The sequence below is a fragment of the Pseudomonas viridiflava genome, from assembly GCF_900184295.1.
In the GTDB taxonomy this organism is placed as follows: Bacteria; Pseudomonadota; Gammaproteobacteria; order Pseudomonadales; family Pseudomonadaceae; genus Aquipseudomonas; species Aquipseudomonas viridiflava.
Genome location: NZ_LT855380.1, coordinates 1,045,780 through 1,065,909, shown reverse-complemented (window position 1 = coordinate 1,065,909; position 20,130 = coordinate 1,045,780). Strand labels below are relative to the sequence as shown.

General features: G+C 60.2%; 17 protein-coding genes. 5 read left to right on the top strand and 12 right to left on the bottom strand.

What is annotated here, in order from left to right; all coding sequences use genetic code 11:
• Positions 1-332: 332 nt before the first annotated feature.
• Genes CFBP1590_RS05135 through ptsP form a run of 3 tightly spaced genes read right to left on the bottom strand, consistent with a single transcriptional unit; the run spans position 333 to position 5,899 of the window.
• Entirely contained in the window at positions 333-2,075 is a 1,743-nt protein-coding gene (locus CFBP1590_RS05135; RefSeq protein WP_025996023.1) for a PTS fructose-like transporter subunit IIB, read from the bottom strand.
• Between the two features lie 12 nt (positions 2,076-2,087).
• Positions 2,088-3,029, bottom strand: coding sequence for a 1-phosphofructokinase (pfkB, locus tag CFBP1590_RS05130; protein WP_004887502.1), 942 nt, complete (start codon positions 3,027-3,029; stop codon positions 2,088-2,090).
• Positions 3,029-5,899, bottom strand: a complete 2,871-nt coding sequence (gene ptsP, locus CFBP1590_RS05125) for a phosphoenolpyruvate--protein phosphotransferase (RefSeq protein WP_088234592.1) — start codon at positions 5,897-5,899, stop codon at positions 3,029-3,031. The genes pfkB and ptsP overlap by 1 nt, the downstream gene beginning before the upstream one ends.
• Positions 5,900-6,238: 339 nt before the next feature.
• Here ptsP and cra point away from each other — a divergent pair, with 339 nt between their 5' ends.
• Together cra and CFBP1590_RS05115 are read left to right on the top strand one after the other, a co-directional pair.
• Positions 6,239-7,234: a catabolite repressor/activator gene (gene cra / locus CFBP1590_RS05120; protein ID WP_029243856.1), complete on the top strand. Its 996-nt coding sequence runs from the start codon at positions 6,239-6,241 to the stop codon at positions 7,232-7,234.
• Entirely contained in the window at positions 7,231-8,019 is a 789-nt protein-coding gene (locus CFBP1590_RS05115) for a TatD family hydrolase (protein ID WP_122509372.1), read from the top strand. Before cra ends, CFBP1590_RS05115 begins: the two co-directional genes overlap by 4 nt.
• Before the next feature lie 7 nt (positions 8,020-8,026).
• Here the strand turns inward: CFBP1590_RS05115 and ampE are convergent, their stop codons facing one another.
• From ampE to CFBP1590_RS05100, 3 genes are all read right to left on the bottom strand, one after another.
• Complete coding sequence (gene ampE, locus CFBP1590_RS05110; RefSeq protein ID WP_029243854.1) at positions 8,027-8,863, bottom strand: regulatory signaling modulator protein AmpE; 837 nt, start codon at positions 8,861-8,863, stop codon at positions 8,027-8,029.
• Positions 8,864-8,878: 15 nt separating this feature from the next.
• Positions 8,879-9,427 carry a 1,6-anhydro-N-acetylmuramyl-L-alanine amidase AmpD gene (gene ampD / locus CFBP1590_RS05105; RefSeq protein WP_088234590.1) on the bottom strand — a complete coding sequence of 183 codons (549 nt, stop codon included), beginning with the start codon at positions 9,425-9,427 and terminating at the stop codon, positions 8,879-8,881.
• Positions 9,428-9,592: 165 nt separating this feature from the next.
• Complete coding sequence (locus tag CFBP1590_RS05100) at positions 9,593-11,839, bottom strand: DUF1631 domain-containing protein (protein WP_088234589.1); 2,247 nt, start codon at positions 11,837-11,839, stop codon at positions 9,593-9,595.
• Between the two features lie 333 nt (positions 11,840-12,172).
• Between CFBP1590_RS05100 and nadC the strand changes: the two genes are divergently transcribed.
• The 3 genes from nadC to CFBP1590_RS05085 are packed head-to-tail and all read left to right on the top strand — an operon-like array spanning position 12,173 to position 15,470.
• Entirely contained in the window at positions 12,173-13,021 is an 849-nt protein-coding gene (nadC, locus tag CFBP1590_RS05095; protein ID WP_004887488.1) for a carboxylating nicotinate-nucleotide diphosphorylase, read from the top strand.
• Between the two features lie 53 nt (positions 13,022-13,074).
• Entirely contained in the window at positions 13,075-14,163 is a 1,089-nt protein-coding gene (locus CFBP1590_RS05090) for an AIM24 family protein (RefSeq protein WP_162999694.1), read from the top strand.
• Between the two features lie 53 nt (positions 14,164-14,216).
• The gene (locus CFBP1590_RS05085) at positions 14,217-15,470 is read left to right on the top strand and encodes a VWA domain-containing protein (RefSeq protein ID WP_088234588.1); all 1,254 of its coding nucleotides are present in this window, start codon (positions 14,217-14,219) and stop codon (positions 15,468-15,470) included.
• 72 nt (positions 15,471-15,542) lie between these two features.
• On the opposite strand, the gene CFBP1590_RS05080 is transcribed toward CFBP1590_RS05085, so the two are convergent.
• From CFBP1590_RS05080 to CFBP1590_RS05055, 6 genes are read right to left on the bottom strand one after another with little or no spacing between them, the layout of a single operon-like run.
• Entirely contained in the window at positions 15,543-16,121 is a 579-nt protein-coding gene (locus CFBP1590_RS05080) for a TerD family protein (RefSeq protein WP_088234587.1), read from the bottom strand.
• A 36-nt stretch (positions 16,122-16,157) separates the two neighbouring features.
• Positions 16,158-16,733 (bottom strand): TerD family protein, encoded by a 576-nt coding sequence (locus CFBP1590_RS05075; RefSeq protein WP_088234586.1) that lies wholly within the window; start codon positions 16,731-16,733, stop codon positions 16,158-16,160.
• Positions 16,734-16,762: 29 nt separating this feature from the next.
• Positions 16,763-17,797: a TerC/Alx family metal homeostasis membrane protein gene (locus tag CFBP1590_RS05070; RefSeq protein ID WP_004887478.1), complete on the bottom strand. Its 1,035-nt coding sequence runs from the start codon at positions 17,795-17,797 to the stop codon at positions 16,763-16,765.
• Positions 17,798-17,823: 26 nt separating this feature from the next.
• Complete coding sequence (locus CFBP1590_RS05065) at positions 17,824-18,273, bottom strand: tellurite resistance TerB family protein (protein WP_004887475.1); 450 nt, start codon at positions 18,271-18,273, stop codon at positions 17,824-17,826.
• Positions 18,274-18,325: 52 nt separating this feature from the next.
• Positions 18,326-19,519, bottom strand: a complete 1,194-nt coding sequence (locus tag CFBP1590_RS05060) for a TerD family protein (protein ID WP_058432314.1) — start codon at positions 19,517-19,519, stop codon at positions 18,326-18,328.
• Complete coding sequence (locus tag CFBP1590_RS05055; RefSeq protein WP_004887472.1) at positions 19,516-20,109, bottom strand: TerD family protein; 594 nt, start codon at positions 20,107-20,109, stop codon at positions 19,516-19,518. Before CFBP1590_RS05055 ends, CFBP1590_RS05060 begins: the two co-directional genes overlap by 4 nt.
• Positions 20,110-20,130: the final 21 nt, after the last annotated feature.

Sequence of the window (20,130 nt, the reverse complement as noted above, 5' to 3'; positions counted from 1 at the left end):
AGAGCGTAGGAACGATCAGCGTGATCTCAAGCACGCCGATCATGCCCATGCTTGTGCTCCGAGTTATACCCGAGTCTTGCTGCGACCACGGACTGTGGGAGGCGACTTGCCGGCGATGCTTTTTCTGAAGCGACCTGTCAGTGACTGAACTGACGCCATCGCCGGCAAGCCGCCTCCCACGGGGTATGCATTCAGTCAGTCACTTTCGTTTTTGGCCCGGTTTTGCGCCTCCTCCGGACTTGTGTATAACGATGAGTGCTCCGCATGGGCATACAGCCCGTGACGCTCTACGTCACATCAGCAGCGGACGCAGAGCTTCCTGGGCAGGGGTTTCAGGCGCTGGCCGGGGCAACTTCCAGTTCGGCCACTTCTGGCCGCTTCAGCACCGCATACACCACGCCCGTCACCACGCTGCCTACCGCGATAGCCAACAGATAAAGCAGCGCATGGTTGATGGCGTTGGGGATGAGCATGACGAACAGGCCGCCGTGCGGGGCCATGAGTTTGCAGCCGAAGTACATCGACAGCGCACCGGTCAGCGCTCCGCCAACGACACTTGCCGGGATCACGCGCAACGGGTCCTTGGCCGCGAACGGAATCGCACCCTCGGAGATGAAGCACAGCCCCAGTACGAACGCCGCCTTGCCTGCCTCGCGCTCGCTCTGGGCGAACTTGCGACGCGCCAGAAGCGTGGCGATGCCCATGCCGATTGGCGGGACCATGCCCGCCGCCATCGCGGTGGCCATCGGCGCGTAGCTCTGCGAAGCCAGCAGGCCGACCGAGAACGCGTAAGACGCCTTGTTGATCGGTCCACCCAGGTCGACACACATCATCGCGCCCAGCACCACACCCAACAGGATGGCGTTGGTGGTGCCCATGCTGTCGAGAAACTGAGTCAGGGCTTCGAGCATGCCTGCAACCGGCTTACCGACCACGTAGATCATCACCAGACCGGTGAACAGGCTCGACAGCAACGGGATGATCAGGATCGGCTTGAGCGCTTCGACACTCGCGGGCAGACGTGCGTAACGATTGATCGCTGCGGCGCTGTAACCGGCCAGAAAGCCTGCCACGATACCGCCAATGAAACCGGCACCCAGTGTGCTCGCCAGCAAACCACCGATCATGCCCGGCGCAAGGCCCGGACGGTCAGCGATGGAGTACGCGATGTAACCGGCCAGCAGCGGCACCATCAGTTTAAATGCTGCCTCACCACCGATCTGCATCAACGCAGCCGCCAGCGTGCCCTGCTCCTTGAACGCGGTGATGCCGAACACGAACGACAGCGCAATCAGCAAACCACCGGCCACGACCATCGGCAGCATGAACGACACACCAGTCAACAGATGCTTGTAGACGCCGGTCTTCTCTTGCCTGGCAGGCGACTTGGCCGCCGTTGCATCGGATTCGACCTGACCTTCTGCCAGCGCTTTCTTAAGCGTGGCGTCGGACTGTTTGAGGGCAATGCCGGTGCCGCAACGATAGATTTTCTTGCCGACAAAACGATCGGTGTTGACCTCGATATCCGCAGCCAGCAACACCACATCGGCGTCGGCGATGGCCTGCGGGCTCAATGGATTGCGTGCGCCAACAGAGCCCTGCGTCTCGACCTGCAGGTCATAGTTCAGACGCTTGGCGGCCTGCTGGATGGCTTCGGCGGCCATGAACGTATGCGCCACCCCGGTCGGGCATGCGGTAATCGCGACGATACGCGGCTGACCACCCGCGCTGCCGGCTGCTTCAGGGGCGGCAGCTTCTTGTGCAACATGGACCTGCGCGTCCTTGTTGGCGCGTTGCAGGAAGCCATCGACATCCTGCAAGGCGTGAGACGGAGAATCCTGAAACAGACGCTTGCCGACAAAACGGCTCAGGTCCACAGGTCCGGTGTTGACGACCAGCACCAGATCGGCGGCCTCGATGTCCTGGGCCGACAGTTGGCGATCCGGCTTGTTGGGGTCGATGATCTCGACGCTGGTTTCCCAGCCCTGACGCATCGCCGCCGCTTCGAGCAATCGTGCACTGAGTACGCTGCTGACCTTGCCGTTCGGGCAGGCCGTTACTATGGCTAACTTCATGACGATCCTCTCTTATTGTTCTGTCAGGTTGCGCACGGAGACGCCGCCTTCGAGCCGCTTGAGTTGTGCGGTGTCGGTGATGCCGAAACCGATCTGGGTAACGGCCATGGCAGCGATCGCCGTGGCGGTGCGCAGTGTCGTGTGAGGCCCATCGCCACTGATCAGGCCATGAACCATGCCCGCCAGCAGTGAATCGCCCGCACCGACCGTACTGGCGACAGTGACCTTGGGCGGCAGCGAGTGCAGCGCCAGATTCGGGCTGAACCAGTGCACACCTTCGGAGCCCTGGGAAATCACCACGTGCTCGATGCCTTGAGTGTGCAGACGCGCTGCCACTTCGGCCTGAGCGGCGATGGAAATGATCGGCGCGTCCAGCGCGTCGGCCAGTTCTTCCGTGTTGGGTTTGATCAGCCAAGGGCCCGCCGCCAGACCTGCGCGCAGAGCAAGACCGCTGCTGTCCAGCGCGACTTTAAGGCCGAGGTCCTTGAGCATCACCAACAGTTTTTGCAGCCACTCAGGCGTCACGCCACGCGGCAGACTGCCTGCAACGACCACCACATCAAAGTCCGAAGCAATCTGCTGCACGCGAGCGAACAGTGCCTGCTGCGCTTCTTCGCTGACCTGAGGGCCGGGGCCGTTGAGGTCGGTGATACGACCGCTGCCTTCGGCAAGCTTGATATTGCTGCGGGTTTCGCCGGGCACGCGCACGAACTCGTCGACGAAGCCACGACGCTCGAACAGCGCCTCGAACGCCTGCTGGTTATCGACGCCCAGAAAACCGGCGACGGTCAGGTCATGCCCGAGGTCCGCCAGTACCTGCGCCACGTTCAGGCCCTTGCCTGCGGCGTGGGTCAGCATCGCATTGCTGCGATTGACCTGGCCCAGTTCGATCTGCCCCAGTTGCACCGTCAAATCGAGCGCCGGGTTCATGGTCAGGGTAAGAATCTTCGCCATTACAAGGCCTCCACGAGCGCACGGACTTCAGCGGCGCTGCCCACTGTGAGCGCATTTTGCGCCAGTTGCCGAGCGCTGCTCAGCGTCAGTTCACGAACACAGGCTTTGACCTCACCAATACTGCGCGCTGAAACGCTCAACTCGTCAACGCCAAGGCCGACCAGTACCGGCACTGCCAGCGGATCTGCCGCGAGCTCACCGCAGACGCCCACCCACTTGCCGTTGGCATGCGCGGCGCGCACGGTCATGTCGATCAGTTGCAGCACCGAGGGGTGCAGACCGTCAGCCTGGGCCAACAGGGTCGGATGACCACGGTCGATGGCCATGGTGTATTGAGTCAGGTCGTTGGTGCCGATACTGAAGAAATCGACTTCTCTGGCCAGTACCGGCGCGATCAGCGCGGCGGACGGCACTTCGATCATGATCCCCAGTTGCAGGTCGCTGACCGGAATTTCTTCGCGCAGACGCTGGGTCATGTCCCGCGCCTGACGCCATTCTTCAACGGTGCCGACCATCGGAAACATGATGCGTAGCGGCCCGCTGTTGGCGGCTCGCAGCAAGGCACGAAGCTGGCTTTCCATGACGTCCGGACGCTGCAGGGTCAGACGGATGCCTCGCACGCCGAGGAACGGGTTTTCTTCCTTGTCGATGGGCCAGTACGGCAACGGCTTGTCACCGCCGACATCCAGCGTGCGCACCACCAGCGGACGTCCGCCCAGGTCTTCGAGCACGCGGCGGTATTCGGCTTCCTGTGTGGCTTCGTCCGGCGCTTGCGAGTGCGCCATGAACAGCAATTCGGTGCGCAGCAGGCCGACGCCTTCCGCGCCCTGCTCCACCGCAGCCGGTGTGCCGGTGCTGTCGCCGATGTTGGCGAACACTTCAACCGCGTGACCATCGCGAGTCACCGCAGGCTCCATGCGCAGCGCAGCGGCTTCCTTGAGGCGCTGCTCGCGGGCATCACGGTCCTGAATCGCACGCTGCATGGTGGCTTCGTCCGGCGCGACCGTCAGACGGCCGCGCTGGCAGTCCAGCAGCAATGCCGTACCCGGCTTGAGCAGCAGCACCTCTTCGCCCGCACCGACCAGCGCGGGAATACCCAGCGCACGGGCAACGATGGCACTGTGCGCAGTCGCGCCGCCGCGTGCGGTCAGAATGCCCGCGACTTGCGCCGGGTCCAGACGCGCCACGTCAGACGGGCCGACTTCGTCCATCACCAGAATGTAAGGTTCGTCCGGCGCGGCAATGGTTTCGACGCCACAGATCTGTGCCAGCACGCGACGACCGACATCGCGCAGGTCCGCCGCACGTTCGGCCAACAACGCATCCTGCAATTGTTCCTGCTGAACGGCAGCCGCTTCGATCACGCTCGCCCAAGCAGCAGCGGCGCTTTCGTCCTTGTTCAGACGCAGTTCGACTTCGCTGGTCAGCTCCGGATCATCCAGCATCTCCTGGTGGGTGATGAAGATTTCGCGGATAGCCTTGGATTTGCTGCGCTGGATCAGGTTTTCGATGTCGCGGCGTACTTCGGCCAGCGCTTTATGCAAGCGCTCGCGCTCAGCGGCGACTGATTCGCCTTGCTGCGGGTATTCGAAAGCCCGCAACACTTGAACGTGCGCCGGGCCCATTGCGATGCCGGGCGAGGCAGGAACAGCCTGCAGCACGCTGCCTGCGGCCGGTGCATTGACGGGCTTGGCAACGACGGCGGCGGCTACGGGCGCCGCCTGGGTTTCGGATACGACCGGAAGCGGCTCGACCTCTTCACCCAGGCCCTGCTCCACGGCAGCGAGCAGCGCAGGCAGCGCGTCGGAAGCGATGGTCGGCTCAGCGATGAATTCCAGCGTCTGACCACGGCGTGCGCCCAGGCTGAGCAACTTGCTCAAGCTCTTGGCCGACACGGCGGTGTCGCCGGTTTCCACGATGCGCACACGAATCTCGCCGTCGAACTCCTTGGCCAGTTGCGCGAGGATCTTCGCCGGACGCGCATGCAAACCATGGGCGTTGGCCAGCTTGATCTGTTCGGTTGGCCACTCGGCAGGCAATTCGCCGCCCAGGGCTTGCAACACCACACGACTGTTGGTGGCATGGCCCAATTCGTGGCCGCGACCTTCGATCAACAAAAGGCACAAGCGCTCAAGCAAGGCCTGGTGGGCCTCACCGAGACTCGCCAGACAGAACAGGCCTGTCAGCGGCTGGCCCAGATAGCGAATCGGTTTGTCGGGAGTAACGAATGCAAGTCCAGGACGCTTGACGGTCTGCTCGCTGTGCAGCCACCACAGGCCATCGCCCAGCGACAGGGCTTCGACCTGCTGCAGCACGGCGGCAAAACCGTTACTCACACAATCGGCCTTGCGCAGCAGGCGGGCACCGCGCCAGACCAGTTCTTCGAAATCGTCAGCCGAGACGCCCAGGCTGATCATTTGGGCGTCGAGCGCCAGTTCCTGAGGTGCGCCTTGCAGCAGTTTGAGCAGGTCTTCGGGCGTTTTGGCCTCACGCAGGGCCTGGCCGAGGTCTTCCTCGCCCAATGCGCGGGTCAGCAGTTGCAGCAGGCGCAAATGCTCGTCGGACTTGGCCGCGATACCGATGGCCAGATAGACCATCTGGCCGTCGCCCCAGTCCACCCCTTCGGGGAACTGCATCAGGCGTACGCCAGTGGTCGAGACAAGGTCGCGGGTTTCAGGGGTGCCGTGCGGGATGGCGATGCCCTGACCGAGAAATGTCGAACCTTGCTGTTCGCGGTTCATCAACCCGGTGAGATAGCCTTCTGCAACCAGACCATCAGCGACCAGGTGGTCGGCAATCAATTCAAGTGCGGCATTTTTATCCACAGCCGACTGGGCCATGGATATTTGCTCCAGAGTGAGTTCGAGCATTGCCTTGACTCCTGTGCAGCGCCAAGGCGCCACCTGATTCTTGTTTTAATGACGATCTACGGGATCGACAGCTTGGGGGGATGAAGTGCTATCCATCGGACATCGCTTTCATCTCGATTGCAGCAGACAATGCGACTGCTGAAACGTTTAATCTACAATTGCCCGGCACGTTACTCGATTCTGTGGATTCATTGAAGCCCAGTCGGTCTGATCCTGTAGGAGAAGTCCCAAAATACTTGCAGTAGTTGGGGTTGTGCCACGGTCTCGTGTAAAGATGACCGTCATACAAAAGTTTTTTCGACTGTCGTAAGCCACGCCAATAACAAAAGGAAATTTGCGGTGAAACTGAGCGATATTGCGCGTCTGGCAGGTGTTTCCGTCACCACGGCCAGTTACGTGATCAACGGCAAGGCTGAACAACAGCGCATCAGCCCCGCCACGGTCGAGCGAGTGCGGGCCGTGGTCGAAGAACATGACTTCCGGCCCAACCCTCAGGCGGCAGGCCTGCGCAGTCGGCACAGCAAGACGCTGGGCTTTATCCTGCCGGACCTGGAAAACCCCAGTTACGCACGCATTGCCAAGCTGCTTGAGCAAGGCGCCCGGGCGTTGGGCTATCAGTTGCTGATCGCCAGTTCCGATGATGATCCCGTCAGCGAGCTGCAATTGCTGCAAGTGTTTCGCGCACGCCGCTGCGATGCGTTGCTGGTCGCCAGTTGCCTGCCGCCCAGTGATGACAGCTATCGCGAACTGCAGCTCAAAGGCCTGCCGATCATCGCCATCGACCGGGAGATGAACCCGGAGTTTTTCTGCTCGGTGGTCAGCGACGACCACGACGCCAGTCTGCAACTGACCCATAGCCTGCTGGAAACCAACCCACGGCATATCGCCCTGCTCGGTGCCCGTCCGGAACTGAGCATCAGTCGCGCCCGTGCGGCCGGTTTCGAACATGCCCTCAACGGTTTCGCCGGAACCACTATCGTGGAGCATGGCGAAGCCTTCAGCAGACAGTGCGGCCAACGTCTGATGACGGAACTGCTGCAGCGTCTCGGACATTTCCCTGATGCACTCATCACCACGTCGTATGTGCTGCTGCAGGGTGTGTTCGATGTTCTGCAAAGCCAGACGCTGAATTCGACTTCGCTGCATCTGGGGACCTTTGGTGACACCCAGTTGCTGGACTTCCTGCCGCTGCCGGTCAATGCCATGGCCCAGCAGCATCAGCAAATTGCCGAAACCGCCCTGCAACTTGCGCTGGCGGCCATCCAGAAAAACGAATATCAGCCCGGCGTGCATGCCATCGTGCGCACCTTCAAGCAACGCATTCACAAGGAATGAGTATGGCGCTGATCGACACCCACACCCACCTGGACTTCCCGGACTTCGATGCAGATCGCGCGCAGGTTCTGGACAGGTGTCGGTCGCTGGGCGTTCAGCGCATGGTGGTGCTCGGCGTCTATCAACGCAACTGGCAGCGACTGTGGGACCTGACCCTAAAAAATCCTGCGGTGTACGCAGCGTTCGGTCTGCACCCGGTCTACATCGATGAACACGTGCCCGAGCATCTGACGGAATTGAGTGACTGGCTGACGCGCCTCAAGGGTCATCCGCAACTCTGTGCAGTGGGCGAGATCGGCCTGGACTACTACGTCGAGGGTCTGGACAAGGCGCGACAGCAGCAGGTCTTCGAGGCGCAGCTGGAGCTCGCGGCGGAATTCGATCTACCTGCGTTGCTGCATGTGAGGCGCAGCCACGCCGACGTGATCGCGACACTCAAACGCCACAAGCTCAAACGAAGCGGCATCATTCACGCTTTCGCGGGCAGTCGGGAAGAGGCGCGGGAATACATCAAACAGGGGTTCAAGCTGGGTCTCGGTGGCGCAGCAACCTGGCCGCAGGCGTTACGCATGCACCGGGTCATTGCCGAACTGCCGCTGGACAGCGTGGTGCTGGAAACAGACTCACCGGACATGGCGCCTGCCATGTACCCCAACCAGCGCAACAGTCCCGAGCACTTGCCCGATATCTGCAACGCGCTGGCGGCGTTGATGAACGTCAGCCCGGAGCAGTTGGCACAGACCAGTACGCGCAACGCGCATGACCTGTTCGGCTGGCCGCGTTAAGACAGGATCAGACCAGCAGCGTCCACAGTGCAAAGCCCGCATACCAGACGATGGCTGCACGGATCAGCAACTCCCAGAGCATGTCGAGACTGTTCACCCCTTCGGCACCCAGCACCGGCGACGGCACTTCACTGGCCGCGCATCCGATACGCGTGATCAGTTGCGCTGCGCTGATGTTCCAGTTGAGCAACTCGTGGAGCATCAGGCGGCTGACCGCCACGAAATTACCCACCAGAGCGAAGCTGGCCGCCAGCAGCCTGACCGGCACCCAGTCGAAGGCATGACGCAGTTGCGCGGCTCGCTCGACCAGCGCCGGCGTCGTACCGTGCTCGGCAGCCAGTGCCAGCAAGCGATAAGCCAACGCCGCCACCGGGCCCAACAGGAAATACCAGAAGATGACCGCGAAGAAGCTCTGATGCGCCTGCCAGAGCATGTAGCTCTGCACGCCCTGCAGCAGTTGCTGGCTGTCATCGGCCTGCACGCCCATGTCCCGTTCGGCGACATGCACGGCCGCCTGGGCGTCGCCGCGCCTGCAGGCATCACGAAACGGCCCCAACGCAGCAATCAGATCGCCGCGTCCCAGGCTGTAGATCAGCACCAGCAGGTGAATCGGCAGGGCCAGCCAGCCGTAGGCCACCGAGCCCACAATGGTCAGCACCAGTTGCAGCACGATAACCGGCAACAGCACCAACAGGGCCAGGATCAACCAGGGTCGCGACGCGGTCCGGGGGCCCGATTCAAGTCGCGCCAGCTGCTTCAGAAAAGGACCATCACGCTGCACGCGCTGACGCAGCGCAGAAAACTTCTCTACCAAAACGGCCAGCAGTAACACCAGAAAACTCATTGTTCGTCCCTCACTTCAATCCTGCAAAGCCGCTTGAAATCTGCCCCAGTCAAAACAGGGTCCCGGATCGGTCTTGCGTCCCGGCGCGATATCACTGTGGCCACAAATACGCCCAGGGGTGATGGCGGTATAGGCCCGCCGCAGCTGACGTGTCAGCTCGATCAACGCAGCGTACTGCGCATCGGTGAAGGGCTGATCATCGGTCCCTTCCAGCTCGATCCCGATGGAAAAATCATTGCAGCCTTCACGCCCCTGAAAACTGGACACACCTGCGTGCCAAGCCCGATCAAGGCAAGAGACGAACTGAATCACGTCGCCATCACGTTCAATCAGAAAATGCGCCGAAACCGTCAGATGGGCAATGCCTTCGAAGTAGGGATGCTCGGTGGTGTCCAACTGATTCTGAAAGAAGGCCTGGACCTTACCGGTCTTGAACTCGGCAGGTGGGAGGCTGATGTTGTGGATCACCAGCAACGAGATTTCGCCCTCGGGACGCGAATTGAAGTTGGGCGAGGGGCAGTGCTCAACACCCTGGCACCAGCCACTGGCGCAATCGAGCTGCATGAAAGCTCCTTGAGCAGACACATGAATGACGTCAAGTATGCCCGCGATGGAAATGGATGTGGGGATTGAACAGCAGCCTGTGCCGTAAGAAATGGCTGTTTGGCGTGAAGCGCAAAACCTACGGAGAGACACTGTGCCTGCACGGGGCAGACGCCGTCACAAGAATCAGGCGCCCTTCTTGAGTTTGCGCAGGTTGCTGATCACCGACTCCAGCGCCCGATCGAACAGCAGCGCGTCGTCCAGAACACGGACAGCGCCGCGACGGAACTCGACGGCCAGCCCCACCCGGGTCTTCTCCAGCACCTTCATGCCGGTGCGATTGACGAACACATAACGCCCGCTCGGCTCGACAATCGCGGTCAGTTTGCAGCGCAGCTTGTGCTCTTCGTCTTCCTGGATCTCGACCCAGCAACCGACGCGCAGCGTGTCCACCATGCGCAGGCCGGCATCATCCTCGGCCAATTGGACGGCAGGCTCTGCAAGGCCGGCTTCCTCGGGCGCGATGAGGACAATTTCTTCCATGACCTCCATCATGCTCGGCCCTTCGGAGACCGATCCGGACGGCGAGTCGGTCTGAACGTCAGCGTCCTGCAAGCGGGAAAAATGCTGGAACGCCTGAACATGCAGCGTTTCCAGCTGGCTGAAGAATTCGCTGGTGGCGAATGGATCGAACGCCGCACTGGTCAGCCCGTCACGCAACGCCTTGAGCAGGCCGGGCACCAGATCCAGCAGTTGCTGGCGTGCCTCGGGATCGTCGTGCAACTCGACGCTCCAGATCAGCTCATCCATGGTCGCCAGTCCGGCCTGCCATTCAGCCGAGCCGTCACCGTGCTTGAGGCAGGTCAGCAGCAGCACCTTGCTCCAGGCCTCCTGAAGCAGACGTACCACTGCTTCCGGCAGAGTCTTGCCCAGCAGGCGCTGATTCAGCTCCTGCTGCACACGCTGACGCGCCAGCTCCGCTCGTGCCCTCCCTTCCTCGGCATCGCGGGTGCGCTGCTCGAGCAGCTCGCTGCGGCGACGCTCATCGCTGGTAAACGCGAGAAAGTCAGCCAGCAATTCGGAGAAGATCGCCGTGTCATCGACGAAGTCGTTGAGCAGGCGCTGAACAATCTGTTCAACCCGCAGGTAGAGCGAATCGCGCTGATAATCGTCACGTCCACCCCAGCCGAGCGCCGCAGTGGCAATCTCGTTGAGCAGACGACGGGCAGGATGGCTGCCACGACTGAAGAAACTCTTGTCGAGCACTGCCACCTTGAGCATCGGAATCTGCAGACGTCCGATCAGCGCACGCAGGGACGGCGGCAGGTTGCGATCATCGAGGATGAATTCGAACAGCATGGCGATCAGGTTGATCACATCCTCATCGCCCGAGCCCACGCTGCGGGATTTGCCGCTTCTGACACTGACACGCGTCAGTAACTGCTCCAACTGGTTACGCAGATCGAACTCATCGGTGGTTTCCTGGGACGGCACGTACTGCTGCAAATGAGAAAGCAGGCGCAGCAGGTCCTTGCTGGAGATCGGCCTTACCTCGTCATCGTCGAGCTTGTGACGTGGCGCCAGGCTGCCGCGAACCTGCAGCAGCAATTCTTGCAAGGCCGAAAAGACTTCCTGCACGCCCTTGTCGAGCTTGTCGGCGGCCTGTGCCAGAGCGGGATCGGACAACTCCGAGGCTACCGACCTTGCTGCCGGGCGATCCGAAGAGCGACGCGCAGGCAGGGCTTTCATGTCCGGCAGGATACCCGTGGCGATCAGCAACTGGTTGGCCTCGCCGTACAGGTGGTCCGTGTTGCTCAGCACGTAGCGCTCGAACAGCTTGAGGATGATCAGCTTGACCTTGATCTCGACCCCCAGATTGCGCGCAGCCTCAAGAAAGAGACGGCACAGAACCGCCGGGCCAAGCGGATTGGTTTCATCGGTAACCGGCTGAGTCAACAACGCATTGAGACGTGCCGTGAGCTGACCGAGGGCGAGACTGTCGCGACTCATGACCTTGGCGACCATGGCATCCACCGCTACGGTCTTTTCCAGGTCGTCGTTCTGAACCAGCGCCAGCTTGTCGAAAGAAACTGCAGCAGGAAGAACGGGCTCGGTGATCCGATATTGACCAAGAGACAGGAAGGACTCGTAAAACTTGTCGAGAAAGCCGCGTTCTATGCTTTTGCGCTTGAGACGGAGGTCGCGCATCGCTTCGAAAAAGATGCTCTGTTCGGTGTTGCTCCTGGCGCGGTCGGCCATCTCGAAAAGTGTGTCGTCAGCATTGTCGAACAGCGCCTGCAACGCTTCCTTGAGCTGCTGTGCGGCCTTGTCACGCACTTGCAGCAACACCACAGGCAACCGAGCCAGAGGTGCATTCGCCCCCAGCGCAGATGACATTTTGCTCAACGGCACTACTTTCTCGTCGTTCGGCATTACACCCTCTACAGGAAACGACCTGAACCTCGAACAGACCTTGATCTGGAAAAAGATTCCGATGGTCAAGCGCCACGTCAAAGCTCTGACGTCAAATACTGGTCGGATTATGTTTCAAACCTGTATCCAACGCCAGCAGTCTCTTTTGCCCACGAAAGGGCGAAGCACCTGAACCGCTATGCGTGGGTAGACCGCGTGTTTTGCGTTACATCGCAAAGCTTTTTACAAAACCGACCAACAGCATGTCTCGACAGGCAGACATCGCGCCTGGCACGGGTGGGTTACACGAGAGCCGTGGCTTATACTCGTTCGACTTTGTGAGTGGAGCCCGCTATGCCGAATTTACGCCTTGCCGCCCTGACCGCTGAAATCGAAGCCAATGTGCGTCGCGCATTGCTTGAGGACGTCGGCAGCGGCGACATCACCGCCCAACTGATCCCGGCAGAGCGACTGGCCAAGGCCACGATCATCTCGCGCGATGCTGCCGTGATTGCCGGGACTGCCTGGGTCGATGCCGTTTTCCGTCAACTGGACCCTCGCGTGGCCGTGCATTGGCAGGTGAGCGACGGCGACCGCGTCAGCCCCGATCAGGCGCTGTTTCATCTGGAAGGCCCGGCCCGCTCGCTGCTGACCGGCGAGCGCAGTGCGCTCAACTTTCTGCAACTGCTGTCAGGCGTCGCCACCCGGGCGCAGTACTTTGCCGACATGGTGTCGGGCACTCAGGTCAAGCTGCTCGATACACGCAAGACCCTGCCCGGCCTGCGTCTGGCGCAGAAATATGCAGTCACCTGTGGCGGCTGCCACAACCACCGCATCGGTCTGTACGATGCGTTCCTGATCAAAGAAAACCACATCGCAGCCTGTGGCGGCATCGCCCAGTCCATTGAAGCGGCCCACAAAATTGCCCCCGGCAAGCCGGTGGAAGTCGAGGTGGAAAGCCTGGCAGAACTCAGGCAGGCACTGGATGCCGGAGCGGACATCATCATGCTCGACGAACTGAGTCTGGAGGACATGCGCGAAGCAGTCCGGCTGAACGCTGGCCGCGCCAAACTCGAAGCCAGCGGCGGTATCAACGACGACACCCTGCGGGTCATTGCCGAGACTGGCGTGGACTACATTTCCATCGGTGCGATGACCAAGGATGTAAAAGCCGTAGACCTGTCCATGCGCCTGAGCATCTGACAGCCTGCGCTGACGACTTCTCATCACTCATCAGGCCGGAAGGAGCAAACGCCTTGGAAGACTGGTATGTCATGAACGCGGGCAAGCAACTCGGCCCGCTGGATTCAGCGGCCGCACGACTCATCGCTCGCGAATCGCCCGGCGCCTGGTGCTGGAAACCAGGCATGGCGGACTGGAAGCCCATCTATCAGGTCGCCGAAGTACGCGCCATGAAGAAGGATGGTGTCACGCCGTTCCCCGCCCCGACACCGGACATGATCCAGCCAAAGCCTTCGGCGCTGCCTGCACAGGCAACGCCCTCCAGCGTCTCGGCACCGTCACAGGGTGGAGCGCCGCTGAAGCGTCCGTCCTTCACCCCCGATCCGAATGCCTCGGGCGGTTACGGCTCGGGGAGCGCAACCGATGGCGTGGACTTCAAGCTGTACGGCACGGAAACCCAGTTCGTCGAACTGGAACTCGATCGCGGGGAAAGCGCTGTCGCCGAGGCCGGAGCACTGATGTACAAGACCTGCGACGTGCAGATGGAAACCATCTTTGGCGACGGCAGCAACCAGTCATCGGGACTGCTGGGGTCGCTGTTTGGCGCAGGCAAACGCATGCTGACCGGCGAAAGCCTGTTCACCACGGTCTTCTCGCAACAAGGCTCCGGCAAGGGCCGCGTCGCGTTCGCCGCGCCCTACCCCGGCACCATTCTGCCGCTGAACCTAGGCGACTTCGGAGGCAAGCTGATTTGCCAGAAAGACAGCTTTCTGGCCGGTGCCAAGGGCGTCTCCATCGGCATCCAGTTCCAGAAGAAAATCCTCACCGGCCTGTTTGGCGGCGAAGGTTTTGTGCTGCAAAAGCTTGAAGGCGACGGCTGGGTTTTCGTGCACATGGGTGGCACCGTGCGCAAGATCGAACTGGCGGCCGGCGAAGGACTGGATGTGGACACCGGCTGCCTGGCGGCCATGACCAAGACGGTCGATTACGACATCCGCATGGTGGGCGGCGGCATCAAGTCGATGCTGTTCGGCGGCGAAGGCATGTTCTTCGCCAGACTCACCGGACCCGGCACCGTGTGGCTGCAAAGCCTGCCATTCTCGCGTCTGGCCGGGCGCATGCTGGCAGCCGGCCCTGCAGGCGTGGGCAGAAGCGAACGATAACCTCGAACATGTCACCCGGGGCGCATAGGCGCCCTCATCGCCAAGGAAGAAACATGCTTATCTCTCAAGGTCAACGCATCCCTCTTTCCACACTGATTCAAGGCACCGACCTCACGCTGTCCATCGCGATCAAGTCGGCGCATGTCATCGACTACGTGTGTTTCGGGGTCGATACCAACGGCAAGCTGTCGGATGACCGCTACATGATTTTCTTCAATCAACCCGCCAGCCCCTGCAACAGCGTCAGGCAGGTGAATGGCGGCGACTTCCAGCTCGCACTGTCCAGCCTGCCCGCTTCCATCGACCGTCTGGTGTTTACCGCCTCCATCGATGGCGCTGGTGCCATGAGCGACATTCAGGCCAGTCAGTTCAGCATCAGGGAAAACGGCACCGAGGTCGCCCGCTGCGAATTCTCCGGTGCGACCTTTGCTGCCGAGAAGGCGATCATGGTTGCGGACATCTACCGCAAGAACGGCGAATGGCGCATCGCCTCGAACCTGCAGGGATACAACGCCGGGCTCGACGCGCTGGTGGTGCATTTCGGAGGCGAGGTTGCTGAAGCACCAGCACCAGCACCTGCACCGGCCCCCGCAGCACCCGCGAAAATTTCTCTGGAGAAGAAGATCGCCGCCGCGGCACCTCAACTGGTGAGCCTTGCCAAGAAAGCGCAGGTCAGCCTGGAAAAAGCCAACCTGACCGACACCAGGGCGCGAGTCGGCCTGGTGCTGGATGTATCGGGCTCCATGAACCCTCAATACACCCGTGGCCACGTTCAGGAAGTGGTAGACCGGTTGATCCCGCTCGCCGTGCACTTCGATGACGACGGCGCGCTGGACTGCTGGGCGTTCGGTGCCAAACCCCAGCAGCTGTCGGCCGTCACGCTGGCCAACTTCAAGGACTTCATCAAGACCGATCACGGCGGTTGGAAGAATTGGGAACTGGGCGCTCGCGTCAACGATGAGCCCAAGGCAATGCGCAAGGTCATCGACTACTACAAGCAGTCGGGTGACAAGACACCTATCTATATTCTGTTCATCAGTGACGGTGGCGTGCATCAGGATCGCGAGATCAGCAAACTGATGGTCGAAGCCGCCAGACTGCCGATCTTCTGGCAGTTCGTGGGCCTTGGCGGACGCGGCTACGGGATTCTGGAGAAGCTGGACGACATGGACGGTCGAGTGGTCGACAACTGCAACTTCTTCGCCCTGGACCGACTGGACGAAGTGCCGGAAGAAAAGCTGTACGACTTGCTGATGGAAGAATTCCCGGACTGGCTCAAGGCAGCCAAGGGCGCGGGGATTCTGTAACACCTGACAGCGCGCCAATAAAAAACCCCCGCCATCGCTGGCGGGGGTTTTTATTGGGCGCGATGTTCGGGTTTAGCCGATCGACACACCGTGTGCTTCTGCGAGCGACTTGAGACCGCCTGCGAAGCCTTGGCCGATGGCCTTGAACTTGAACTCATCACCATTGCGATACAGCTCGCCGAAGATCATCGCCGTTTCGGTCGATGCGTCCTCCGACAGGTCGTAACGAGCGATTTCCTTACCGTCGGCCTTGTTCAGAACGCGGATGTAAGCGTTCTGGACCTGACCGAAATTCTGCTTGCGCTCGTCAGCCGAGTGGATGGTCACGGCGAACACCAGCTTCTTCACAGTGGCAGCCAGGCCAGTCAGTTTGACTACAGCAGACTCGTCGTCGCCTTCGCCAGCGCCGGAGCGGTTGTCGCCCAGGTGCTCGACAGAACCGTCGGCCGACTTCTTGTTGTTGTAGAAAATGAAGCCGCTTTCGTCCAGAACCTTACCGTTTTCACCGACGATGAAAATGGAAGCGTCCAGGTCAAACTCGGTACCGTCGGTAACACGCGGATCCCAGCCCAGGCCCACGGTCACTTCTGTCAGACCAGGAGCTTCCTTGGACAGGGAAACGTTACCGCCTTTACTCAGACTTACAGCCATGTTCTTGATCCTTTTCTAAAAGAATGGAGGGACGAATCAGAAGTTCATGCCATACGAGTTGGCGACGGCCTTGAGGCCACCTGCGTAGCCTTGGCCAATCGCACGGAATTTCCATTCGCCAGCGTTGCGGTAGAGTTCGGCGAAAACCATTGCCGTCTCGGTCGACGCATCTTCAGCCAGGTCGTAGCGAACGACTTCGGCAGAGCTCTTTTCATTCACAACGCGGATGAACGAACCGCCTACCTGACCGAAGTTCTGCTTGCGAGCATCGGCTTCATGAATGGTCACGACAAACACGATTTTGTCGACATCGGCAGGTACACGTGACAGATCGACCTTGACCACTTCGTCATCGCCGTCGCCAGCGCCAGTGCGGTTGTCACCGGTATGCTCGACCGAACCGTCGGCGCTTTTGAGCTGGTTGTAGAAAATGAAGTCAGCTTCACTGCGGACCTTGCCATTGGCGCCCAACAGGAATGCGCTGGCGTCCAGGTCAAAGTCCTGGCCGTCAGTGGCACGCGGATCCCAGCCCAGACCGATGAGGACATTGGTCAGCGTAGGGTCGGTTTTCGACAGCGAAAGGTTGCCACCTTTTTGCAGAGTCAAAGCCATGATTCGGTTATCTCCTATATCCAGTGTTTTTACGCTTTTTCTTCAGCCGGCTCTTCTTTACCCGGGAACAGCAGGCTGGCGACAATACCGATGACCAGAACAACCACGACAACCAACAGGCTGGCGTTGGCACTGATCTCGTAACCGTGATGGAAAATGTGGTTGGTTGCGTTCAGACCCAGCTTCAGGGCGATGAAGAACAACAGTGCGATAACTGCTTTCTCCAGGTGCACCAGGTAGCGCTTGAGGGCTTCCAGTACGAAGTACAGGGTACGCAGACCCAGGATCGCGAACAGCATCGCCGAGAACACGATCAGAGGCTCACGGCTGACGGCGATGATGGCCGGCACGGAGTCGAACGCGAACAGTACGTCGGAGATTTCAGCCACGACCAGACACAGGAACAGCGGCGTTGCGAACAGGGCACCCTTGGCAGCCAGGGTAATACCAGCGTTCTCAGGCTTCTTGACCTCTTCCTCCAGCACCGAGCGGCGAACGAAGAAGTTACTGCCGTGCAGCTTTGGCCATACCGGGAACAGCTTCTTGGCGAAGCGGTAAGCCATGTGCTGGGAGTAGTCGATTTCTTCGTCATCGTCATCACCGGCACGCAGCATCATGATGGCGGTCCAGGCAACGATAATCGCGAACACCACTTCGACCCAAGGACCCAGCGCCAGCAGGCCGGTACCGATGGCGACGAAGATGCCGCGGAAGACGATGGCACCGATGATGCCCCAGTACAGAACACGGTGGCGCAGGCCGTCCGGAATCTTGAACCAGGTGAACAGGGCCATGAACACGAACAGGTTGTCGACGCTCAGTACTTTTTCCAGCGCGTAACCGGTGACGAACAGCGTGGCGACTTCAGAGCCGTGCTGAACATATAGAAAACCGGCAAACGCCAGCGAAATGGCAACCCAGAAAACCGACCAGGCAGAGGCCTGAGCAAGTGTGATCGGCTTGTTCCCGCGGTGGGAAAACATGTCGATGGCCATGGCCGTAATGGCCAGACCAATGAACACGGCCATCGTGAGTGGAGGGAAGCCTAGAGAGGTGCTTTCCATTTAACTGCGTTCCTTAGGGTAAAAAATTACAGGTCGAAATCGGACGGGTTCAGGCCAAGCTCACGACAGATCGTGCGGCAGACTTCCCGCTCTTTCTCGTCGAAGCTGCCATCTGCACCACCGATGGCACAGCAGACACGCACCAGCAGACGGGCGGCATCTTCTTTCTTCTTGATCTTGCCGATGGTTTTCAACGCTTCGGCGCGACCGATTTCAAAGTCGAATTCGAACTTGGAGCACGCTTCCTGAAAACCCTGGATAACGTCCTTCATGTCGAAAACTTTCAGTTCCTGAGAGTTCTGAATGAAACCCGCCATCTTCTGCTTTTCGCTGGAACTGATATCGCCATCGGCGGCAGATACCAGAGCGCAACCGGAAACCACGGCATCCATGAATTCACGGTTCTTGAATTTCGAGACTTCGGTGGCCAGTTTGTCACGAGCCGCTGTTGCGTTTGTTTTCAACCAGTCCAGCATGTCCATCTCCTGTGAAGCGGCACGGCCAGCTTCAGAAATATCAGAATGTTGTTTACTTGGAACCGGCAGCCCAGCGCATGCCCCAGCCGTAGGCCTTGTCCATGTTGCTGTGACCGTTGTGGAAATCCACACGACGCGTCACCTTGACGGCACCGTTGTCATTTTCCAGCAAGGCGATCGCACACATGCCCTGACGACCACCTTCTTCATTGAGGCGGACCTCGATGGGCGGCTGGCCCGGGGCGTGGATAGTGACAACTCCGTCGGTCTCTTTCCAGTTTGGCGCGCCTTCATAGATGAACGCGTAAACCAGAATCCGGCGAATCTTGCTCCAGTGAGCGCCGTTGATGTGCAACCACTCGCCATCGCTGACAGAGCCGGTGCGGTCGTCACCCATCAACTTGATGAAGGGCTCGGTGTTGAGCGAACCAAATGAATTGCCCAGCGCCTGAACGGCACCTTTGAGGCCGTCCTGCAATTCGAACAGGCAGCCTACATCAAGGTCGATGGCATTGCTCTTCTTCATCGAGAAGAAGCCGCTGCTCTTGGCCTCGCTGCGACGGTTCCAGTTCAGGTTGACGCGGATCTCGCCAAACCCGGCACTGGTCTTTTCCAGACTGACCGAGGCGCGCGTCTTGTCCAGCGTGATCTTGCTCAGGCTCACCGTCGACTTGACCGGCGGCGGCGCTGCAGGTGCAGGTGCAGGTGCAGGTGCAGGTGCAGGTGCAGGCTGATCCTGAGGGGCTGCGACTTCAACACCAAAGTTTTTTGCCAGCGGCTCAAGACCGCCTGCAAAACCCTGCGCCACACAGCGGAATTTCCAGGCCCCCTGCCGCAGGTAGAACTCGCCCAGAATCAGCGCGGTTTCTTTCATGCCACTGGTGGGAATGTCGGCTTCGATACCGCCGGTGATGGTCAACGCCAGACGCGAAACGCTGTCGAAGCTGGCCTTGTTTTCATAAATGGTCGCGGTCAGAGCGACTTTCTCGATGACCGCGTCCAGACGGCTGGGGTCAAGGGTGAAAACGGCGCGACCCGCCGACGTTTCCGTCAACTGGACCGCGCCACCGTTCACGCTTTTCTGGCCGTAGAAGCACATGTCCTGATCGCCACGGACCTTGCCTGAGCTGGTCAGCAGGAACGCAGACACATCAATGTCCGCGCCCGCCAGAGGGGAGTAGCTGACATCCACCGTCAGGGGGCCGGCAGCTACCGGCGCATTGGCGCCTGGGACAAGTTGGGTCATGCGCGTACGGCTCCGATGGCCAAGTCGACCAGGTCATCAGCGGTACGGCCGTTGGTGGCCTGACCCACGGCAGTGAAGTCCCAGCCGCTCGGCGTACGCGACAGGTAAGACATCACGACGCCTGTGTGCTGACCCTTTTCGGACAGGTCGAAGCGGCCCAGCTCGTTGCGAGTGCCCAGATCGACAATACGGCAGTAAGCGTTGGCGACTTTCTCGAAGTTCTGTCCAGTGAAGGAGTTGACCGTGAAGACCAGATATTTCACGGTGGCGGGCAGCTTCTCCAGATCGACACTGATGGTTTCGTCATCGCCCGCGCCTTCACCGGTGCGGTTGTCGCCGGAGTGCTGAATGGCACCATCACGTGATTGCAACTGACGGAACCAGACCAGATCCAGTGGCTTCTTGTCAGCGTCGAGCATGATGCAGGAAGCGTCCAGATCGATGTCGCCACCGCCGCCGCCCAATAGCTTGCCGAAGAATCCACTGGCCTTTTCCGGGTCCCATCCCAGGCCCATGCTGACTTTCTTGAGGCCTGTACCAGCGGTTTTCTCAAGTGAGATCGTCTGGTTTTTCGCCAAAGTGAGTGCCATTTTTCGCTCCATGTGAACTAC

Excerpts from the sequence above, each read along its gene's own strand:
- CFBP1590_RS05060 (WP_058432314.1), bottom strand. The coding sequence starts at position 19,519 with ATGACCCAACTTGTCCCAGGCGCCAATGCGCCGGTAGCTGCCGGCCCC.
- CFBP1590_RS05135 (WP_025996023.1), bottom strand. The coding sequence starts at position 2,075 with ATGAAGTTAGCCATAGTAACGGCCTGCCCGAACGGCAAGGTCAGCAGC.
- CFBP1590_RS05080 (WP_088234587.1), bottom strand. The coding sequence starts at position 16,121 with ATGGCTGTAAGTCTGAGTAAAGGCGGTAACGTTTCCCTGTCCAAGGAA.
- CFBP1590_RS05115 (WP_122509372.1), top strand. The coding sequence starts at position 7,231 with ATGAGTATGGCGCTGATCGACACCCACACCCACCTGGACTTCCCGGAC.
- CFBP1590_RS05070 (WP_004887478.1), bottom strand. The coding sequence starts at position 17,797 with ATGGAAAGCACCTCTCTAGGCTTCCCTCCACTCACGATGGCCGTGTTC.
- CFBP1590_RS05055 (WP_004887472.1), bottom strand. The coding sequence starts at position 20,109 with ATGGCACTCACTTTGGCGAAAAACCAGACGATCTCACTTGAGAAAACC.
- ampE (WP_029243854.1), bottom strand. The coding sequence starts at position 8,863 with ATGAGTTTTCTGGTGTTACTGCTGGCCGTTTTGGTAGAGAAGTTTTCT.
- CFBP1590_RS05075 (WP_088234586.1), bottom strand. The coding sequence starts at position 16,733 with ATGGCTTTGACTCTGCAAAAAGGTGGCAACCTTTCGCTGTCGAAAACC.
- nadC (WP_004887488.1), top strand. The coding sequence starts at position 12,173 with ATGCCGAATTTACGCCTTGCCGCCCTGACCGCTGAAATCGAAGCCAAT.
- ampD (WP_088234590.1), bottom strand. The coding sequence starts at position 9,427 with ATGCAGCTCGATTGCGCCAGTGGCTGGTGCCAGGGTGTTGAGCACTGC.
- CFBP1590_RS05100 (WP_088234589.1), bottom strand. The coding sequence starts at position 11,839 with ATGCCGAACGACGAGAAAGTAGTGCCGTTGAGCAAAATGTCATCTGCG.
- ptsP (WP_088234592.1), bottom strand. The coding sequence starts at position 5,899 with ATGCTCGAACTCACTCTGGAGCAAATATCCATGGCCCAGTCGGCTGTG.
- pfkB (WP_004887502.1), bottom strand. The coding sequence starts at position 3,029 with ATGGCGAAGATTCTTACCCTGACCATGAACCCGGCGCTCGATTTGACG.
- CFBP1590_RS05065 (WP_004887475.1), bottom strand. The coding sequence starts at position 18,273 with ATGCTGGACTGGTTGAAAACAAACGCAACAGCGGCTCGTGACAAACTG.
- CFBP1590_RS05085 (WP_088234588.1), top strand. The coding sequence starts at position 14,217 with ATGCTTATCTCTCAAGGTCAACGCATCCCTCTTTCCACACTGATTCAA.